Source organism: Brevundimonas sp. LM2 (genome assembly GCF_002002865.1).
In the GTDB taxonomy this organism is placed as follows: domain Bacteria; phylum Pseudomonadota; class Alphaproteobacteria; order Caulobacterales; family Caulobacteraceae; genus Brevundimonas.
The window spans coordinates 372,591-389,840 of the sequence record NZ_CP019508.1 but is presented as its reverse complement, the minus strand read 5'-3'; the positions used below and the strand labels follow the sequence as shown (position 1 = coordinate 389,840).

The following is a 17,250-nucleotide window of genomic DNA, read 5'->3' as shown; positions in this document are numbered from 1 at the left end:
AGACCACCCCATGATCCGCAGTCTCGTTCTCACCGCCGCCCTGGCGTTCGCTGGCGCCGCCGCCGCCCAAGACCCTCATGCCGGACACCATCCCGCGCCGCAGGCCCAGGCGCCGGCTGCCTCGGACGTCGTCACCACGCCCGCCGACGGCGCGATGACTTCTGGCTCGCCGGAACGCTTTAGCGCCACCTTCCCGCACCCGATGATCCTGAAGACCGTGACCCTCACCGCCAATGGACGGGAGCAGGTCGTGGTGACAGCGCCCGCCGCTCCGGCCGCCGCGACCGTCAGCGTCGCCTTGCCGACCCTCGCGCCTGGAACCTACAGCGCCGCTTGGACCGCCGAAGGTCCGGATGGTCACAAGATGTCCGGCGCTTCCAGCTTTATGGTTCACTAGGAGAACGATGATGAAAGTTTCCAACCTGCTGGCCGCCGCCGGCGCGATTCTGACGCTGAGCGCCGGCGCGGCGTTGGCCGCCGAAGGCTGCGACTGCTGCAAGGACATGGCCGCGGACGCCCCTATGAGCTGCTGCGACGAGATGAAGACCGAGCCCGCCCCAACCGCACCCGCGCCGCCCGCCTCCGCTCCGTCGGAGACGCCGGCGCCCCAAGGGCACGCCGACCACAACTGATCGGCCCGATCTGACTCGCTTCCGGCCAGCCCTCACGGAAAGGGCGCCGCCGGAAGCGACCAGACATCAGGCCTGCGGGTCTCGCTCGTGCGCAAGCGCCAAAGCCGGATTTCGGCCATCGGGCGTCACTCGAACAAAGCGGACGATTTCGGCCCGGGTCTGCGGCTCGGCGACGAACCCGGCGTCCGCGAAGGCGACGTGTTGAGGCTTTTGAAGTCCGGAGGGATCTGCTCGCCACCACCCGTCCGTGGTCGCCGCCTTCGGCAGAATACCGCCGACAATCCGTTCGATGTCCCGGAAGGTCAGCTCGATCTCGTCGCGCTTCTGGCGTCGCAGGAAGGATGCGAGGGGCGTATATTTGGCCACGGCCATGTCTTCCTCTCTCTTCGCTTAGGATTAGGCTCGGACCCTAGACCATCCCGCCAGTCTGGATCACGCGGTCCCGGTCGCTTGGAGACTGAGACGCGCGAGCCGTTGCAGACCTAAGCATAAGAGACTCAAGTCATCGATGCATCTGCTCCGTCTTGCCGCAGTCCGGCGTGCGGACGAGCGATAGACCGGGCTGGTCCTATTAAAGTCACCACAGAACGGTGAACAGCAAACACTCGAGACCGCACCGAGACCGCGACACCCTGCCCGTCGCCAAACCTCGCGGGATCCTTCAGGGTGGCGACCTTCAGTGATCGAGAGTCATGCCATGGCTGCACCTGCACCTTCGCGCCGCACCTTGCTCGTGGCATTGCCCGGATTGGTCCTGGCCGCCGCCCCCGCCCTGGCGGCGCCGCCCAGGCGAATGACCGCCTACAAGACGCCCTGGTGCGGCTGCTGTGGCGGCTGGATCGCGCACATGCGTCAGGCGGGCTGGACCGTCGAGGTCGTCGAGCGCGAGGACCTGGCGCCGATCCGGGCGCAGCATGGGATTCCCGATCCGCTCGCTTCTTGCCACACGGCCGTCGTCGGCGCTTATGCGATCGAGGGTCATGTCCCGGCCGGCGACGTCGACCGGCTGCTGCGCGAACGCCCGGCCGCAAGGGCGTTGAGCGCGCCCGGCATGCCCGCGGGCTCGCCCGGCATGGAGGCTGCGGGGCGAGAACCCTATACGACCGTGCTGATCCTCAATGACGGTTCAACCCGTGTGTTCGGCCGACACAACGGCGCCTGACGCTATGGGCGCGGCCGGCGTCGGCGACTGATTCCCGACGCCACGGTTGGTGCAAGGGGAGTTGAGCCAGGTCTGGACGGGACGGTCCAAGCCGTAGCGGAACACAGCGGCGGCGGCGAAGGCGCCGACGAAACCGACGGACCATAGCGCCCAGCGGACCCCGGCTGAGAGAGCGTCCTGACCGATAGCCTCAAGCAGTCCAAACCAGACGATGCGGCTGACCTCATTGGTCAGGAACATCGAGAACGACATCAGCGCGAGATGCTCGATCAGGCGCGAAGGCCTGAGCACAGGTACGGCGCCGGCGGCCCAGATGATCACCGTCATCACCCCCAAAGAGAGCAGGCTGAAGGCGCCGAAGGCCTGCAGGATGACCAGCGCGACGGCCGCGCCGACACCGATCGTTCCGGCGAGGCGCGGCGCGACATAGACCCGCGAACCGTAGAAGGCCGCAGCGACGCCCAGCAGGAAGAGCGGCAGGGCGCGAACGATTCCGAACCGCATCGGAAGGCGATAGAGGGGATCGCCCAGCCACTGGGAGGCAGCGAGGTTTGTGACGAGGACGAAGATCACCGCGCCCATCACCACGACGGCCGGCGGCCAGCGCCACAGGGCGCTGCAGATCCACGGCAAAAGGAGATAGCAGCCGATCAGGGCCGAGAGCGTCCAGGTCGGGGCGTTCCATCCCTGGCCGCCCGGCACGCCATAGGCCTGGACCAGCAGCACCTGGGACGGCAGTTGCGACCAGTCGAACCAGCGTGGATTGCTGGGCGCGACGCCCGCCAGCGCGGCGCCGCCGACGATCGCCACGAGGATGAAGCTGACGACGAGGTGAGCCGGGATGACGCGCATTAGACGCTGGCGCGCATAGGCGCGCAGCGAGGCCTGACCGGCGGCCAGCCGGTCGCCATAGATGCGGGCGAGGACGTAGCCGGAGTCGATGATGAAGAAGTCGGTGAGTAGATAGCCGCGGTCGAACACCGGATGCAGTTGCGGCAGCGGGACCGGAGAGGCCTCGCGGAAATGATAGAGGATGATCAGCGCCCCGACGATGAAGCGGAGCGCGTCGAGCCAGCCGCCGCGGGCGATGCGCGGCGGGATCGGGTTCATCGGCTCTTCGGCGACGCGGAGCATGCCGGACCCTACGCGCGGAGCGGCCAAGGAAAGGTTAGCGCCGGGCCCGACGTGGGCCGACGGGTGATCAGTCCTTCGCCGTACCCGCAATGACGGGCTGTGCGACCGTCGTATGCCGATGAACCGGTATGACGATGTCGGCCCGGGCGGCGAACAAGACAGCCGACCCGATCAGCCACAACACGCCGATGCCGCCGGCGATCATCCGCCCCCCGCGGTCCCGGGGTCCCATCGCATAAGAGGCGACGCCGACGCCGCCCAGGATCACGGTGTAGCCCAGATACAGGGGGACGCCGTGAGACCCAGACAGGATGAAGGCGAAGCAGAAGACGACGCCGGCCGCCAGCAGGCTTGCGACGGCCGCGACGCCCAGGTCCAGGGTCAGGTTCGGCTTGGGCGGGGCCTTCGGCCGCGACCGCCTGGTCTTTGCGCGGCCCTCCTTCCAGCGAAGGTCGCGACCCCGGACGGTGAAGCGCTTCCCGGCCACGGCGTCAGGGCCTGACGCCACTGGGCGGGTCGTCTTCGTGCCGCGCCAGCAGTATCCTCATCCGGAGGATCTCAGCCTCCTGGGCGGGGATGATCTCGCGGGCAAGGCTTTGGACGTCCGCGGCCTCACCGTGCTCGACCGCGATCCTGGCCATGGCGATAGCGCCCTCGTGATGCGCGATCATGCCCCGCAGGAAGTCGATGTCGGCGTCGCCGGTATAGGCGATGGCCATGCCTTGATGCATCCGGTCGTTCGCTTCCCGGAAGGCTTGGGTCGAGGGAGCCTCCCCCGGCCTCGCGCCCTGAGTGTCGTGAGCACCGACATCCCGGGCCGATGACGGGGGAGCCTGGGCGTCAGGCCGCGACCGTCCCGACAGCATGCCGTAGGCGAAGGCGGACAGCGCAAGAAAGACGGCGACGACTGAAACCCATCCGATGCGCTTCATGCGACTGTTCCCTGCAGGTCTGGAGCGGCCCCGGTGGCTACGCCCTTCGAAGGCCCAGCGGGACGGGTCGGGTCGCGGTAGCCGAGGAGCCGAAGGGCGTTGAACACGACCAACAGGGTCGAGCCCTCGTGCATCGCCACCGCCGGCCCGATGCCCAATCCGAAGATGGTGGCGGGCACAAGGAAGGCGACGACCCCCAGGCTGACGACCAGGTTCTGCAGGATGATGCCGCGGGTTCGACGGCTCAGCCCGACCGCAAACGGCAGTTGCGAGAGATCGTCGGACATCAGGGCGACGTCAGCGGTCTCCAACGCGACGTCGGACCCTGCGGCGCCCATGGCGATGCCCACGGTCGCCGTAGCCATGGCGGGGGCGTCGTTCACGCCGTCGCCCACCATGGCGATCTTGCCCTCGGCGCGCAGCCGCTTGATGGCGTCGACCTTGTCCTCGGGCATGAGATCGCCCCAGGCTTCAGTCAGGCCAACCTGGCTTGCGATCGCTTGGGCCGCCTTCTGATGGTCTCCCGAGATCATGATCATACGAGAGACACCCAGCCCTCGGAGAGCATCGAGCGTCGTGCGGGCTGCGGACCGTGGCGTATCCAGCAGGCCGATCACGCCAAGATCACGCTCGCCCCGCCGGACGACCATCAGGGTTCGGCCATCCAGCCGCAGGCGGGTGACAGCCGCCTCGGCCTCGTTGCTGAGCGGCCCGATCCCGTCCACGCCGAACATCTCCGGCTTGCCGATCCAAACCTGTCCCCCATCGTACTCGGCGGTGACGCCCTTTCCGGTCAGGCTCTTCAGGCCCGAGGCCGCTGCGACGGTTGCGCCCTTGAGGCGCTCCAGGCCGTCACGCGCTATCGCCTCCGCCAGAGGATGATCGCTCAGCCGCTCGACCGCGACGGCGGTTGTCAGAAGGTCGAGTTCCTTCGTGCCGCCTACCGGCACGATGTCGGTGATCCGGGGCCGTCCCTCCGTCAGGGTGCCGGTCTTGTCGAACGCGATGGCGTTGAGCGATCCCAAGTTCTCAAGGGGGGCTCCCCCCTTGATCAGGACGCCAGCTCGGGCCGCACGCGCGACACCCGAGAGAACGGCGCTGGGCGTGGCGATGGCGAGGGCACATGGGCTGGCCGCCACCAGGACCGCCATGGCCCGATAGAAGCTGTCGCGGAACGGCTCATCGACCACGACCCAGGCGAAGAGCAGGATGAAGGCGAGGCCGAGGACCACCGGGACGAAGATCCGTTCGAAGCGGTCCGTAAATCGCTGGGTGGGGGACTTCTGGGTTTCGGCCTCGCTCACCATACGGACGACCTTGGCCAGGGTCGTGTCGGTGGATTTGCGCGTTGTCTCGATCTCGATCGCGCCAGCCCCGTTGATGGTGCCCGCGAAGACGATTGAGGACGACGGGATCTGGGCGGGCCGCGCCCGGGCAGCGGCGGCGTCGCTGACCGGCTGTTTGTCGACGGGCATGCTCTCGCCGGTCACCGGGGCCTGATTGATGCTGGTCGCGCCGACCACGACGAACCCGTCCGCCGGCAGCCGTTCGTTGGGCCGCACCACGACCGTGTCGCCGACCTCGACCTCCTCGACCGGCACTTCCACGACCTCCTCGCCCCGGCGCACATGGGCCGTGCGCGGCGTCAGGTCGGCCAGGGCTTCGATCGCGCGTTTGGCGCGGCCCATGGCGTAGTTCTCAAGGGCGTGGCCGATGCTGAACAGAAACAGGAGCAGCGCGCCCTCCGCCCAGGCCCCGAGAGCCGCCGCCCCGGCGGCGGCCACGAGCATCAGCGTGTCGATCTCGAAACGCTTGTTGCGGAGATTTTCGAAAGCCTCGCGGACCGTGAAGAAGCCGCCGAAGCCGTAGGCGATCAGATACAGACAGAGAGGCAGCCAAGCCGGGACGCCGGCCGCGAGCTTTTCGAGAGCGAAGCCCACGGCCAGGGCCCCGCCACTTGCCACGGCGAAAATCACCTCGGTGTTTGGCCCGAACACGCCGCCGTGTGCATGCGGATCGGCCCCTGCCTTTTCGCTCGCATGGTCGTGGCCGTCCCCGGCTTGATGGTCGTTAGCGGACGAACTCATCGGGCCGCCTCCTTATTGTCTTCGGCGCGAGCCGCGTTCTGCAGAATTTCGACGCCGCCCTTGGTCGCGAGCGCGGCGACCAACAGTCCGACCACGAGGTCCGGCCACGACTGATCGAGCCACAGCACAAGCCCGCCAGCGACGAGAATCCCGCCGTTCGCCGCGAAGTCGTTCAGACTGAAGGTTTCGGCGGCCTCCATGTTGACGTCGTCGGAGGTGACTCTTTTCAGCAGCAACAGGCAGACGAGGTTCACGACCGCTGCGACGAGAGCCATCCCCATCATGGTCCAGCCGACGGGTTCCGCGCCGAACCACCATCGCCGGCCGACGTCGATAACGACGCCGGCGGCAAAGAGCAGCAACAGGACACCGGACAGACGGGCTGCACCTCTTTTCCAGGACAAGGCTCGGCCTACGGCCAGGAAGCTGATGAGGTAGACAACCGAGTCCGCTCCATTATCGACCGCATTGGCCAGCAGGGCGCTGGAGTCGGCGAGAATGCCGCCGGCGCCCAGACCCACGAAAAGCAGGGCGTTGAGGATGAGGACCACCAGCAGCGTACGGCGCTGCTGGTGGTCCTCCGAGGATCGAGACGTCAATCGTCCATTCCTTCCGAGGCTCTGTGCTTGACCGCCCTGGCTGCGAAGGTCGGCAAAACGAGCAAGGTCAGAATGGTCGCGGTCAGAAGACCCCCGATCACCACCGTCGCCAGCGGCTTCTGGACTTCCGCCCCGGCCCCGTGCGCCAGCGCCATCGGTATAAAGCCGACGATGGCGACCATGGCAGTCGTCAGCACCGCGCGAAGGCGGCTGGAGGCGCCCTCTATGGCGGCGTCATAGGGCGTGAGACCCGCCGTCAGCCGCTCGCGGATCGCCTGCATCAGGACAAGTCCGTTCAGGGTCGCCACACCGGAGACGGCGATAAAGCCGACAGCCGCCGAGACCGAGAAGGGCATCCCGCGCAGCAGTAGCGCGAGCGCGCCGCCGACCAGGGCCAAGGGCACGCAGGCGAACACCAAACCGGCCTCTGCGAATGAGCCCAACGCCAGGAACAGCAGCACGCCGATCAGCACGAAGACGATCGGGATGACGAGACCGAAGCGCTGCACCGCCCGCTCAAGGTTCTCGAACTGCCCGCCCCATTTTAGATAGACGCCCGCCGGCAGGTCGATCTTCGAGACCTGGCTCTGTGCGTCTGTGACGAAGCCGCCCAGATCGCGACCGCGAACATTGGCCTGAACCACCATGCGGCGGCTGCCGTTCTCGCGACTGATCTGGTTAGGGCCTTCACCGACCTGAATGCGCGCGACCGAGGACAGCGGCACGATGACACCCGTGTCGGAGACGATCGGCAGGGCCGCCAGAGACGCCGGATCGTTGCGGTCGTCGTCGGGCAGGCGGACGACGACGTCGAAGCGTCGGTCGCCCTCGAAGATGCGCCCGGCCTCGGCGCCACCGACGCCCGCCGAGACCGCCTCGCTGACGTCGGCTGCGGAGAGGCCGTAGCTGGCGGCGGCGATGCGATCGACGCTGACGGTCAGGGTGGGCAGGCCGGAGGCCTGCTCGACCCGAACGTCCGCCGATCCGGTTGTTGCCCGCAGTGAAGTCGCGACCTGATCCGCGACCCGCTGAAGCGTATCGAAGTCATCGCCGTAAACCATGACGGCGAGATCGGTGCGGACGCCGGAGATCAGTTCGTTGAACCGCAGTTCGATCGGCTGGCTGAATTCGAAGTTGTTGCCGATCTGTAGCGCTGCGACGCCTTCGATCCGCTCGATCAGCTCCTCCTTCTCCAGGCTCGGATCAGGCCAGTCCTTTCGGTCCTTCAGCACGATCACGCTGTCGGAGATGTTCGGCGGCATCGGGTCCACCGCCGCCTCTGCCGTGCCGGTGCGCGAGAACATGGTCTCCACCTCCGGCTGGGCCTTGATGGCGCGCTCCAGGGCCATTTGCATGGCGAGGGACTGCTCCAGCGAGGCCGAGGGCACGCGCAACGCCTGCATGGCGATGTCGCCTTCGTCCAGTGTGGGGATGAACTCGCGGCCCAGCGACATGAAGGAGATCGCGCCGATGGCGAGGGTCGCCACCGCAGAGATCAGCACGATCTTGGGCCGCGAGACCGCCGCCTGGATCGCCGGCTGGATGAACCGGCGGGCGAACCGCAGAATCCAGGTCTCGTGTTCGACCGCCTGACCGTCTGGACCGACGTGAACTGACTTGGGATCACGCACGAGCAGGGCCGTCATCGCGGGCACGAAAGTGAAGGAGAAGATGAAGGCGCCGACCAGAGCCAGCATGACGGTCGCGCCCATGGGCTGGAACGTCTTGCCTTCGACTCCTTCAAGCATCAGCAGCGGGGCGAACACCAGAAGGATGATCAGTTGTCCAAAGGCGGCCGGCTTGACCATCTGACGGGCAGACTGAACGGCCACGTCCAATCGCTCATGGCGGGTCAGCATCCGTCCCAGGGACGCCCGGCGCTGGGTAAGCATCAGCAGGGTGTTCTCGATCACCACGACTGCGCCATCGACCATCAGACCGAAGTCGAGTGCGCCCAGGCTCATCAGGTTACCGCTGATACCGAACCGATTCATGCCGATGACGGCGAACAGGAACGACAGCGGGATCATCAGGGCGGTGATGCTCGCCGCGCGAATGTTCCCCAGCAGCAGGAACAGGACGACGATGACCAGCAGCGCGCCTTCGGCAAGGTTGCGGGCGACCGTCGAGATGGTCGAGTTGACCAGTTCGCTGCGGTTCAGCACTGGCACGGCGACCACGCCGGGGGGCAAACTGTCGTCCACGACCGACAGACGTTCGGCTGCGGCCTGAGCGACCGTGCGGCTGTTGCCGCCCGCGATCATCAGCGCAGTGCCGAGCACCGCCTCGTGGCCGTCGCGACTGGCGCCGCCCAGACGCGGAGCCTGGCCGATCTCGACTGTGGCGACATCGGCGACCCGGACGACCAGACCCCCGCGATTGACGACCGGCGCCTGCGCCAGATCGTTGATCGTCAGCGCTAGGGCGTCGGTGCGAACGACCAGGGCCTCGCCCGCACGCTGGATATAGCCGGCTCCGGCCTGAGTGTTGGCCCGCTCGACCGCCTCGACCAGATCAGTGAGGCCGAGCCCATAGGCCGCCAGTTGCGAAGCATTGGGTCGGACGGCGTATTCCTTGACGTAGCCCCCGACCGTATCGACCCCGGCAAGACCCGTGGTGGTGCGCATTTGGGGCGCGATGATCCAATCCTGGACCGTGCGCAGATAGGTGGCGCGCTGTTCAGCGGTCGTCAGTCGCTCGCCTTCAGGGGTCAGATAGGCCCCGCCGGCCTGCCAGCCCGGTTGGCCGGGCTTGGACAGGTTTTCGCTATTGAAGGGCACATAGTCGACCGTCCACATCAGAACCTCACCGAGGCCCGTGGTGATGGGCGAAAGGCCCGGCTCCACGCCCTCGGGTAGTCCCTCCGACGCGGCGGCGAGCCGTTCGGCGACCTGCTGACGCGCGAAATAGATGTCGGTCTGGTCAGTGAAGATCGCGGTGATCTGGCTGAAGCCGTTACGCGACAATGACCGTGTGCTGGTCAGACCGGGAATGCCAGCAAGCGCGGTTTCCAATGGATAGGTGACCTGACGCTCGATCTGCTCGGGCGCCAGAGCGGGAGCGACCGTGGTGATCTGCACCTGACGGTTGGTGATGTCGGGGACCGCGTCGATCGGCAGTTTGGTCAGTTCGAACAGACCCAACGCCGCGACGAGGCTGACGGCAAGGACGATGAACCAGCGGAACCTGACGGACGCTGTGATAATAGCTGTAAACATGATCGTCGCCCCTAGTGGCCGTGCTCGGCCTCGCCCTTGGCGAGTTCGGCTTTGAGGAGGAAGGCATTGGCCCCGGCGATACGTTCGGCCCCGGTCAGGCCACTCAGGATTTCAGTGCGATCTCCCGCCTGCCGACCCGCCAGGACCGGAACGGCCCGGAAGCCCTCAGCGGTACGGACGAAGACGACGCTAGCGCCTTCAACCGTCTGGATTGCGTCGGACGGCACAGTGAGGCCGCTTCCCGAGTTACCGGTGACCACCGAGCCGGAAACCGCCGAGCCCGCGGGCGGCAGACTGCCTCCTGACGGGCGTGCGCGGATCACAGTTCCGCCGCCCTCTCCGCCTGCGCCGGCCGCAACGCCGGTGACGACGGCATCGAACTCTCCAGCAGGTCCTTGCACACGCACGGACGATCCGGCTCGAACCTGAGCCGCAAGCGCCGGCGGTGCGTTGAAGACGATCTCGACACGCGCCGGGTTGGTGACCTCGGCGATGACACCGCCTTGGGCGGCAAACCCACCCGGCCCGACCTGAACGCTGGTGACCACACCTGAAATGGGACTGGTCACGCTGAGACGTCCGGAAGCGTTGGGCGATCCGGCGGCGGAGACCCGCGCCCTCGCGGCGCGAGCCGCAGCTTCTGAACTGAGCGATTGGGCACGAGAAGTCTCGACCTCCTGTCGAGCGACGACGCCGGCTTCCTCGAGATTCCGGTCACGTTCATAGGCGCGACGGGCGGCATCCGACGATGCGGCGGCCGCGTCCGCATCGGCGCGGAGGGTCGCGGCATCGCCGCTGACCAGGATTGCCAGCGATTGTCCGGCCCGCACTGATTGACCTGGCGCGACCAGAACCCTTTCGACGCGGCCACCGACGCTCGCGGCGACGGCCGCCTTCGCATCCACCATCGGCTCGACCCGGCCCGACACGCGGGTTTCGCCGCCACCACCGCCGGTCACGGCGACGATGGCGATGTTGGCGGCGGTGATCTGAGCCGACGTCAGGACGACGACGCCTTCTTCGCCGCCTGCTTCCTCGCCCTCGGCGTGCTCGCCCTCCTCCTCGGAATGTCCGGCTTCACCCTCCGCCGCCGGAGCCTCGGCGGGTGAGCGGGTCATGGCATAGAGCCCTGCGCCACCCAGGACGACGACGGCGGCGACCCCGGCCATCAGCCAGGTCTTATTGATCTGTGGTGTGCGTTTCATAGCGATGTTCCAAACGGGGCGCGGCCTTGCAGGCGCGCGAGGTCGATTTCGGCCCGGACCCGCGCGAGACGGGCGTCCACGGCGGCGTTGCGGGCGGCAATGAGGGCGGCGCGGGAAGACCGCAGTTCCAGTTGCGAGATGCGCCCCGCCTCGAACCCGATCCGCGAGAGGCGATAGGCTTCCTCGGCGGCCGTGACCCCGGCGTCGGTGGCTGATACACGGCTTGCCGAAGCCCGCAGACGCGCCGTAGCCGCGTTACGGTCAGCCTCGGCCTCCTGTCTGGCACCGGCAAGTCGAGCGTCCGCAGCCCTAAAGTCGGCTTGCGCAGCGTCAATGTTGCCCCGGTTTCGGTCGAACAGCGGCAGTGGCATGCTGAGGCCGAAGGTCAAAGCCGTCGCGTCCTCCGCTTCGTAGCGGCGGAAGCCTACCGAGGCGCGGACATCGGGCCGGGCGCGGATGCGTTCGACCTCGATCCGGCTTTCGGCCGCCGCCCGCTCGGCCTCGGCCACGCGGACCTGCGGCGTCGCGTCCGGCGTCACGCCTGCTGCTGCAGGCACCCGGTCGATCAGGCTGACGTCGATCGAAGTAACCAGCGTCGGCAGCATCGCCACGGCGGTCAGCCGCGCGAACGCCGCGTCCCGTTCGGCCTCGGCCTCGTCCAGGGTCGCGCGGGCGGCGGCGGCTTCGCTCTCGCCCTGAATGCCGCGCAACAGGGGCTCGCGCCCCTCTTCGACCAGGATCAGCGCCGCGCGGGTGTCGGCGATGGTGACCGTCAGGGCCTCCTCGGCCAACAGGAACCGCCGCTGGGCGGCTTCCGCCTCGGCATAGACGAGGGCCAGCCTCGCGCCCGCCTCGACGGTCGCGAGGTCACGCCTCAGACCCGCCGTGCCGGCGTCGGCTCTCGCGACTTCGACCCGCGCGCCGCGACGGCCCCACAGTTCCAGGTCTTGCGTCAGCGACAGCGTGGTCTCGGCATTGTCGTAGCCGGAGAAGGGACCGCTGCCGAAGGCGTTCTCCGCCTCCAGCCCCAATTCGGGATTGGGGCGGACGCGCGCCTGACGGACGCGCGCCTCGGCCGCGTCGAGCAGAGCGCCGGCCTCGACAGTGGTTGGCGTCAGACCGATGCGTTCAAGCAGCGCCTCGAACGAAGGCGCGGGATCGGCCCAGGCAGGGCCGGTGACCGCCGTCGCCATCGCGACCACGGCGCAGCCGATCGCGAGACGCGACCGACCAGATTTCAGGGGTGGCATGTTCCATATCCCAGCAGTTCCAGACGAATGACGCGCGCCAGCAGGCGCAGGGCATCGTCAGGCTCTGGGAGGGCGTTCCAGGCCGCTGGGCGCGCGAGACGCCATGGGCTCGTCAGCCGGGCGCAGCAGACTTGGCGCGACGGCTGCCGTCACCGCCACGGATTGGGGCGAGGACGGCATCGCGGTGCCGCCGTGATGGCAGTGGCCGTGGGAACAGATGACGTGACTGTCCAGATCATTGACAGGATCGGCCGGGGCCTCCCTGACACTCTCCGAGGCATGGGCGGTCACCATTTCCGGGGCGCAGGTCGCGGCCTCGACGGCGGACGCGAGGACAAACAGGGCCAGTAACGACGCGAGCAGCGCCGCCATCCAACCTTGTCTGGCCGAGGACAATCCCATGGCCTCCCATAACACGGTCCGCCGCCACTGCAATCGCAACTTCGTCGCAGACCCTTTGCGCCTTTTCCTCATGACTGGGTCTCCGGTTGGCGTGCGGCCGCCCTGAGCTCCGCCCGCGATTGGCTGACGATCGACCAGGCGGATTGGAGGAACACCGCAGCGAGAATGCCGCCTGCGACCAGGTCGGGCCAGCGCGAGGCGGTCAGCCAGACGAGGCCGCCGGCCGCCGCGACCACAAGGCTTTCGATCAGATCGTTGCGCGTGCAGAGCCAGACGGAACGGACATTGGCGTCGCCATCGCGATGCCGCACGAGTAGCAGGGCGGCGATTGCGTTGGCGAGGAAGCCAAACAGGCCCAGGCCGGTGATCACCGTCCCTTCGGGCGGTGCACCCGACACAGCCCGCCAGATGGTGAAACCGAGGATGAACCCGGCCAGTAGCCCCAGGCTCGCGCCCTTGAGCAGGGCGGCGCGGGAACGGACCCGCACGGACCTGCCGATCGCCCACAGGCTGATGGCGTAGGTCGCGCTGTCGGCGAGGAAGTCTAGCGCATTGGCCCCGAGAGACGCCGAGCGCTGGGCCAGGGCGCCGCCCGCGACGGCCACGAAGGCCACCGCGTTGATCGCGATTACCGCGAGCAGGATGCGGCGGTAGGCGGGCGAGGCGCCGTCGAATTTGACGATCGCGCCGCAACAGGCGGCGGCGGGTCTGTCCTGGATCAGGGGCTCGGTCATCGGAGGCTCCGGCGGGGCGTCGGACGACCTATGCATCCTCTAGCGACTAGAGGATCAAGCGCTTATTCTCACGTCATGACTTCTTCCGTCCCCTCGCTTCTCCAATCTATAGGCAAGCTCGCCGCGGCCACGGGCGTGAAGGTTCCGACCATCCGCTTCTATGAACAGATTGGCCTCCTGGCGCCGCCGCCCCGTACGGCCAGCGATCGTCGCCTCTATGACGGCGCCGCCCTGCGTCGGTTGTCCTTCATCCGTCATGCACGTCAGCTGGGGTTCGACCTAGACGCCATCCGCTCGCTGCTCGATCTGTCCGACCATCCCGATCGGCCCTGTGGCGATGCCAATGCGATCGCTGAGCGTCATCTGGCGGACGTCACGGAGAAGATCGCGCAACTCCAGGCCCTGCGAACCGAACTGTCACGGATGTCGGCGGAATGCGCCGGCGGCCGGGTGTCGGCCTGCAAGGTGATCGAGGTGCTGCACGATCACGACCTGTGCGCGGAAGGCGACCACCGGGCCTCTACGGTCACAGGATCCCATGCTGTTTCGGCAACACAGAGGCCGGGGTGACCAGGCGGCGCAATCTCGGCGGACCAGAAGCGGGCGAAGCGTATGGCATCGTCTCCAAGGCTCTATTTCCGGCGATCTGCTCGCGAGCCGATATCCTCAGAAAATAATGCGATCTTTTCAGCAGATTTCAGGGGCTTTCACCGCAACGCGCCTTGCCAGTGGACAGACGAACGCTCGCCAGCAAAAGATTTTTGGTAGCGGTGTGGTAGCGGCGTAAAAAATAGGGTGGGCGATCCCGTTGGGATCGCCCTGCCATAACCTATTGATTGCCTTGGCAATCTCGACTGGAGCGGGCGAAGAGATTCGAACTCTCGACCCCAACCTTGGCAAGGTTGTGCTCTACCACTGAGCTACGCCCGCACTTCAGTCGGAGGCGGGCTTGTAGCGGGAAGGTGCGACGGATCGCAAGTCCCTTGAGCAACTTTCCTTGCGCTCAAGCAGCGAGCCGCCGCGCGGCGAGCGATAGCGCCCTCCCTCGCGTCAGCGAGGCGCCATCCTGATGGCACCGTCCAGCCGGATGCATTCGCCGTTGATATAGACGTTGCGGGCCAGCTCCAGCACCAGGGAGGCATAGTCCGACGGCTTGCCGAGGCGGCTGGGGAAGGGGATCTGGGCGGCCAGGGCGTCCTGGATCTTCTGGTCCATGCCCGCCATCATCGGCGTCCACATGATGCCGGGCAGGATGGTGTTCACGCGGATGCCCTCCTGGGCCAGGTCCCGCGCGACCGGCAGGGTCATGGCGTAGACGCCGCCCTTGGACGCCGAATAGGCCGCCTGGCCGACCTGGCCGTCCTGGGCCGCCACCGAGGCGGTGTTGACGATCAGGCCGCGCTCGCCGTCCTCCAGGGCGTCCAGCGTCACCATGCCCAGCGCCGCCTGCGACAGCACGCGGAAGGTGCCGAACAGATTGACCCGCACGGTGCGCTCGAAGCTGGCCATGTCGTGGGCGCGGATCTCGCCGGTGTCCTTCTTGCGGCTGACCGTCTTCTGGCCGGTGGCGATGCCGGCGCAGTTGACCAGCAGCCGTTCCTGGCCGTGGGCGGCGCGGGCCTTCTCGAACCCGGCGGCGACCGAGGCGTCGTCGGTCACGTCCACATGGCAGAAGACGCCGCCCAGCTGTTCGGCGATGACCTCGCCGCGCTCGGCGTTCATGTCGAACAGGGCGACCTTCGCCCCCGTGGCCGCGATCGCCCGCGCCGTGCCTTCACCGAGGCCACTGGCCCCGCCCGTGACCACCGCGGCGATGCTGCTGTCGAGTTTCATGGCGTCCGTCCCTATATGTCGTTTGAACTTCTGGAAGTCGGGGGGATTTAGCCGCCATGACCGCAAACGCCAAACCTGCAGCGGGCGCCCCCTCGCCCGAGGACGCCATCGACCCGGCCAAGGCCCTGCTGCCCGCCGTGCAGCGCGTCAATGAGGTGCGGGTCAAGACGGGCTTCTGGCCCAAGGTCGGCCGGGTCGCCGCCCGCATCCCCTTCGCCAACCCCCTGATCAGCGTCTACTACGCCGCCCGCGACCCGGAGACGCCCCTGGCCGCCAAGGGGGTGATGATGGGGGCCCTGGCCTATTTCGTCCTGCCGATGGACGCCATTCCCGACCTCCTGGCCGGCATCGGCTTCACCGACGACGCCGCCGTCATCACCGCCGTGATCGCCACGATGGGGGCCAATATCCGGAAACGCCACCGCGAGGCCGCCGAACGGGCGCTGGAGCGGCTGCGGGATTAATCCTCCCCCATCGGGGGAGGTGGCGCGGCGCGCCTTCGCGACGTGACGGAGGGGGTTCACCCCACGTTCGGCGTCTGGGGCTGGCCCCCTCCACCACTTCGTGGTCCCCCTCCCCCGATGGGGGAGGATTAGTACGTCTTCACGTCCCCCCGGCTCTGCGGCCCGATGGCGGTGTTGGACCGCAGCCACCCCACGATCGACAGCCGGTCCCGCGTCGCGAACGAGGCGACCTGGGTCACCGCGTGCCGCGTCGGCACCACGAACAGGTTCAGCGCATTGAACGCCGGCACCCAGCCGTGCTCGATATGTCCGTCGGCCCCGTAGAAGACTAGGTTGCCGCCCCAGTCGGCGCGCCAGTCGCGGCTGAAGTTCAGCACATAGCCGTACAGCCGGTTCTTGCCGGGCGAGACGTCGTTGTGGCTGGTCAGGACATGGCCCGGCCGATAGCGCGAGGCCTGGGCGTCGGCCAGGTCGATCCGGTCGTCGCCGGTCACGGCGCGCGCGAAGCCGATGAAGGCCGGGCTGTTCAGCCAGTCCAGCACGGCGTCGGCCGCGTCGCCCGCCCCGCCCCGCTCCGCCGTCAGCCGCCGCGTGTCGAAGATGTACTGGGTCAGCGGACTGGCCCCGTCGACCGCCGCCTCGTCCAGCCAGGCCTGTTTGGCCGGATCCTCCGCCACCCGCCCGTCCAGCGGCAGCTCCAGATAGGTCCCGCCCGCCGCGACCGTGGTCTTCCAGCGCCGCTCGGCCGCCAGCACCGCCTCGACGGCGTCCGCGTCCCCGGCCGCGAGAATGCCCGGCACATGCAGCCGCTGCCCACCGGCCACGAAGGCCTTCGCCAGGGCCTCGACATCCAGGTCCGGCGACAGGCGCAAGGAGCTCACCCCTGGCCTCCCGGCGGCGGGGTCGTGCGCCACCAGCCGGTGATCGCATAGCGCGGCATCCCGGCGAAGGGCGCCACCATCGACACCGCATGGCTCTGCGGCACCTTGAACAGGTTCAGGGTCCCGATCCCGGGCACGAAGGTCTCGACGACCGCCTCGCCGTGCAGGAACATCAGCAGCCCGCCCCACTCCGCCCGCCAGTCCGGCGACAGGTTCAGCACATAGGCATACAGCCGCCCGGCATCGACATGCTCGTCGGTGTGCCGGTTCAGGAAATGGCCGGGCAGGTAGCGCGTCGCCTGGGCGTCGACATAGGCGATCCGGTCGTCCCCGGTCAGGGCCCGGGCGAAGGCCAGGAACCCCTCCGAATTGAACCAGGCGTGCAGGTCGTACAGCGCCTGCGGGATCGTCAGCCCCATGGCCCGGGCCTGGCCCAGCTTCAGCCGGTCGAAGAGGAACTGGAACCCTTCGGTCGCCTCCTCGTGGCAGAGGGCGATCAGACGGGCCTGTTCCAGCAGGGGCTCGGCCTCGAACACGGCCACCGGCACCTCGGTGTTCCAGGGATTGTGGATCGCCCGCATCCACAGCATGGCCGGGTCGGTGACGGCCTCATACAGCGCCCCGACCCCCTCCTGCAGCAGGCCCGGCAACCGCAGGCGCCCCGTCGCCGCCAGCCGCGCGGCGGCCGCCTCCAGATCCAGCCCGTCCGAAAGCATG

Annotated in this window: 19 protein-coding genes and 1 tRNA gene; 5 read left to right on the top strand and 15 right to left on the bottom strand. The window is 67.9% G+C overall.

Going from position 1 to position 17,250, the window contains the following annotated elements; genetic code table 11:
• The first annotated feature begins 10 nt into the window (after window positions 1–10).
• Together BZG35_RS02010 and BZG35_RS02005 are read left to right on the top strand one after the other, a co-directional pair.
• Window positions 11–397 (top strand): copper resistance protein CopC, encoded by a 387-nt coding sequence (locus BZG35_RS02010; protein WP_077354119.1) that lies wholly within the window; start codon window positions 11–13, stop codon window positions 395–397.
• Window positions 398–407: 10 nt separating this feature from the next.
• Window positions 408–632, top strand: a complete 225-nt coding sequence (locus BZG35_RS02005; RefSeq protein WP_077354118.1) for an ammonium transporter family protein — start codon at window positions 408–410, stop codon at window positions 630–632.
• A 66-nt stretch (window positions 633–698) separates the two neighbouring features.
• Here BZG35_RS02005 and BZG35_RS02000 read toward each other — a convergent pair whose 3' ends face one another.
• Entirely contained in the window at window positions 699–1,004 is a 306-nt protein-coding gene (locus BZG35_RS02000; protein ID WP_253189234.1) for a toxin-antitoxin system, antitoxin component, read from the bottom strand.
• A gap of 421 nt (window positions 1,005–1,425) precedes the next feature.
• On the opposite strand from BZG35_RS02000, the gene BZG35_RS01995 reads away from it, so the two are divergent.
• Entirely contained in the window at window positions 1,426–1,794 is a 369-nt protein-coding gene (locus BZG35_RS01995; protein ID WP_305764355.1) for a DUF411 domain-containing protein, read from the top strand.
• On the opposite strand, the gene BZG35_RS01990 is transcribed toward BZG35_RS01995, so the two are convergent.
• From BZG35_RS01990 to BZG35_RS01945, 10 genes are all read right to left on the bottom strand, one after another.
• Window positions 1,759–2,928: an acyltransferase gene (locus tag BZG35_RS01990; protein WP_077354116.1), complete on the bottom strand. Its 1,170-nt coding sequence runs from the start codon at window positions 2,926–2,928 to the stop codon at window positions 1,759–1,761. The two genes, BZG35_RS01995 and BZG35_RS01990, sit on opposite strands and share 36 nt — an antisense overlap.
• A gap of 67 nt (window positions 2,929–2,995) precedes the next feature.
• Window positions 2,996–3,436: a hypothetical protein gene (locus tag BZG35_RS01985; protein WP_216351942.1), complete on the bottom strand. Its 441-nt coding sequence runs from the start codon at window positions 3,434–3,436 to the stop codon at window positions 2,996–2,998.
• Window positions 3,420–3,794, bottom strand: coding sequence for a DUF305 domain-containing protein (locus BZG35_RS01980; RefSeq protein WP_253189322.1), 375 nt, complete (start codon window positions 3,792–3,794; stop codon window positions 3,420–3,422). The genes BZG35_RS01985 and BZG35_RS01980 overlap by 17 nt, the downstream gene beginning before the upstream one ends.
• 62 nt (window positions 3,795–3,856) lie before the next feature.
• The gene (locus BZG35_RS01975) at window positions 3,857–5,947 is read right to left on the bottom strand and encodes a heavy metal translocating P-type ATPase (protein ID WP_077354113.1); all 2,091 of its coding nucleotides are present in this window, start codon (window positions 5,945–5,947) and stop codon (window positions 3,857–3,859) included.
• The gene (locus tag BZG35_RS01970) at window positions 5,944–6,546 is read right to left on the bottom strand and encodes a cation transporter (RefSeq protein WP_077354112.1); all 603 of its coding nucleotides are present in this window, start codon (window positions 6,544–6,546) and stop codon (window positions 5,944–5,946) included. The genes BZG35_RS01975 and BZG35_RS01970 overlap by 4 nt, the downstream gene beginning before the upstream one ends.
• Window positions 6,543–9,764, bottom strand: a complete 3,222-nt coding sequence (locus tag BZG35_RS01965; protein ID WP_077354111.1) for an efflux RND transporter permease subunit — start codon at window positions 9,762–9,764, stop codon at window positions 6,543–6,545. The genes BZG35_RS01970 and BZG35_RS01965 overlap by 4 nt, the downstream gene beginning before the upstream one ends.
• Before the next feature lie 11 nt (window positions 9,765–9,775).
• Window positions 9,776–10,969 carry an efflux RND transporter periplasmic adaptor subunit gene (locus tag BZG35_RS01960; protein WP_077354110.1) on the bottom strand — a complete coding sequence of 398 codons (1,194 nt, stop codon included), beginning with the start codon at window positions 10,967–10,969 and terminating at the stop codon, window positions 9,776–9,778.
• Window positions 10,966–12,219 (bottom strand): TolC family protein, encoded by a 1,254-nt coding sequence (locus tag BZG35_RS01955; RefSeq protein WP_077354109.1) that lies wholly within the window; start codon window positions 12,217–12,219, stop codon window positions 10,966–10,968. The genes BZG35_RS01960 and BZG35_RS01955 overlap by 4 nt, the downstream gene beginning before the upstream one ends.
• A gap of 57 nt (window positions 12,220–12,276) precedes the next feature.
• Window positions 12,277–12,591, bottom strand: a complete 315-nt coding sequence (locus BZG35_RS01950) for a hypothetical protein (RefSeq protein ID WP_150125895.1) — start codon at window positions 12,589–12,591, stop codon at window positions 12,277–12,279.
• A gap of 98 nt (window positions 12,592–12,689) precedes the next feature.
• On the bottom strand, window positions 12,690–13,355 hold the full coding sequence (locus tag BZG35_RS01945) for a cation transporter (protein ID WP_077354107.1): 666 nt from the start codon (window positions 13,353–13,355) through the stop codon (window positions 12,690–12,692).
• Between the two features lie 75 nt (window positions 13,356–13,430).
• Here BZG35_RS01945 and BZG35_RS01940 point away from each other — a divergent pair, with 75 nt between their 5' ends.
• Window positions 13,431–13,925, top strand: coding sequence for a helix-turn-helix domain-containing protein (locus BZG35_RS01940; RefSeq protein WP_150125894.1), 495 nt, complete (start codon window positions 13,431–13,433; stop codon window positions 13,923–13,925).
• 285 nt (window positions 13,926–14,210) lie between these two features.
• On the opposite strand, the gene BZG35_RS01935 is transcribed toward BZG35_RS01940, so the two are convergent.
• Together BZG35_RS01935 and BZG35_RS01930 are read right to left on the bottom strand one after the other, a co-directional pair.
• Window positions 14,211–14,285 (bottom strand) — tRNA-Gly (locus BZG35_RS01935).
• A gap of 120 nt (window positions 14,286–14,405) precedes the next feature.
• Window positions 14,406–15,188 (bottom strand): SDR family NAD(P)-dependent oxidoreductase, encoded by a 783-nt coding sequence (locus BZG35_RS01930; RefSeq protein ID WP_077354105.1) that lies wholly within the window; start codon window positions 15,186–15,188, stop codon window positions 14,406–14,408.
• A 56-nt stretch (window positions 15,189–15,244) separates the two neighbouring features.
• Between BZG35_RS01930 and BZG35_RS01925 the strand changes: the two genes are divergently transcribed.
• On the top strand, window positions 15,245–15,652 hold the full coding sequence (locus BZG35_RS01925) for a YkvA family protein (protein ID WP_077354104.1): 408 nt from the start codon (window positions 15,245–15,247) through the stop codon (window positions 15,650–15,652).
• A gap of 128 nt (window positions 15,653–15,780) precedes the next feature.
• Here the strand turns inward: BZG35_RS01925 and BZG35_RS01920 are convergent, their stop codons facing one another.
• Together BZG35_RS01920 and BZG35_RS01915 are read right to left on the bottom strand one after the other, a co-directional pair.
• Entirely contained in the window at window positions 15,781–16,533 is a 753-nt protein-coding gene (locus BZG35_RS01920; RefSeq protein WP_150125892.1) for a 2OG-Fe(II) oxygenase family protein, read from the bottom strand.
• Window positions 16,530–17,249, bottom strand: a complete 720-nt coding sequence (locus BZG35_RS01915) for a 2OG-Fe(II) oxygenase family protein (RefSeq protein ID WP_077354103.1) — start codon at window positions 17,247–17,249, stop codon at window positions 16,530–16,532. The genes BZG35_RS01920 and BZG35_RS01915 overlap by 4 nt, the downstream gene beginning before the upstream one ends.
• Between the last annotated feature and the right edge of the window lies 1 nt (window position 17,250).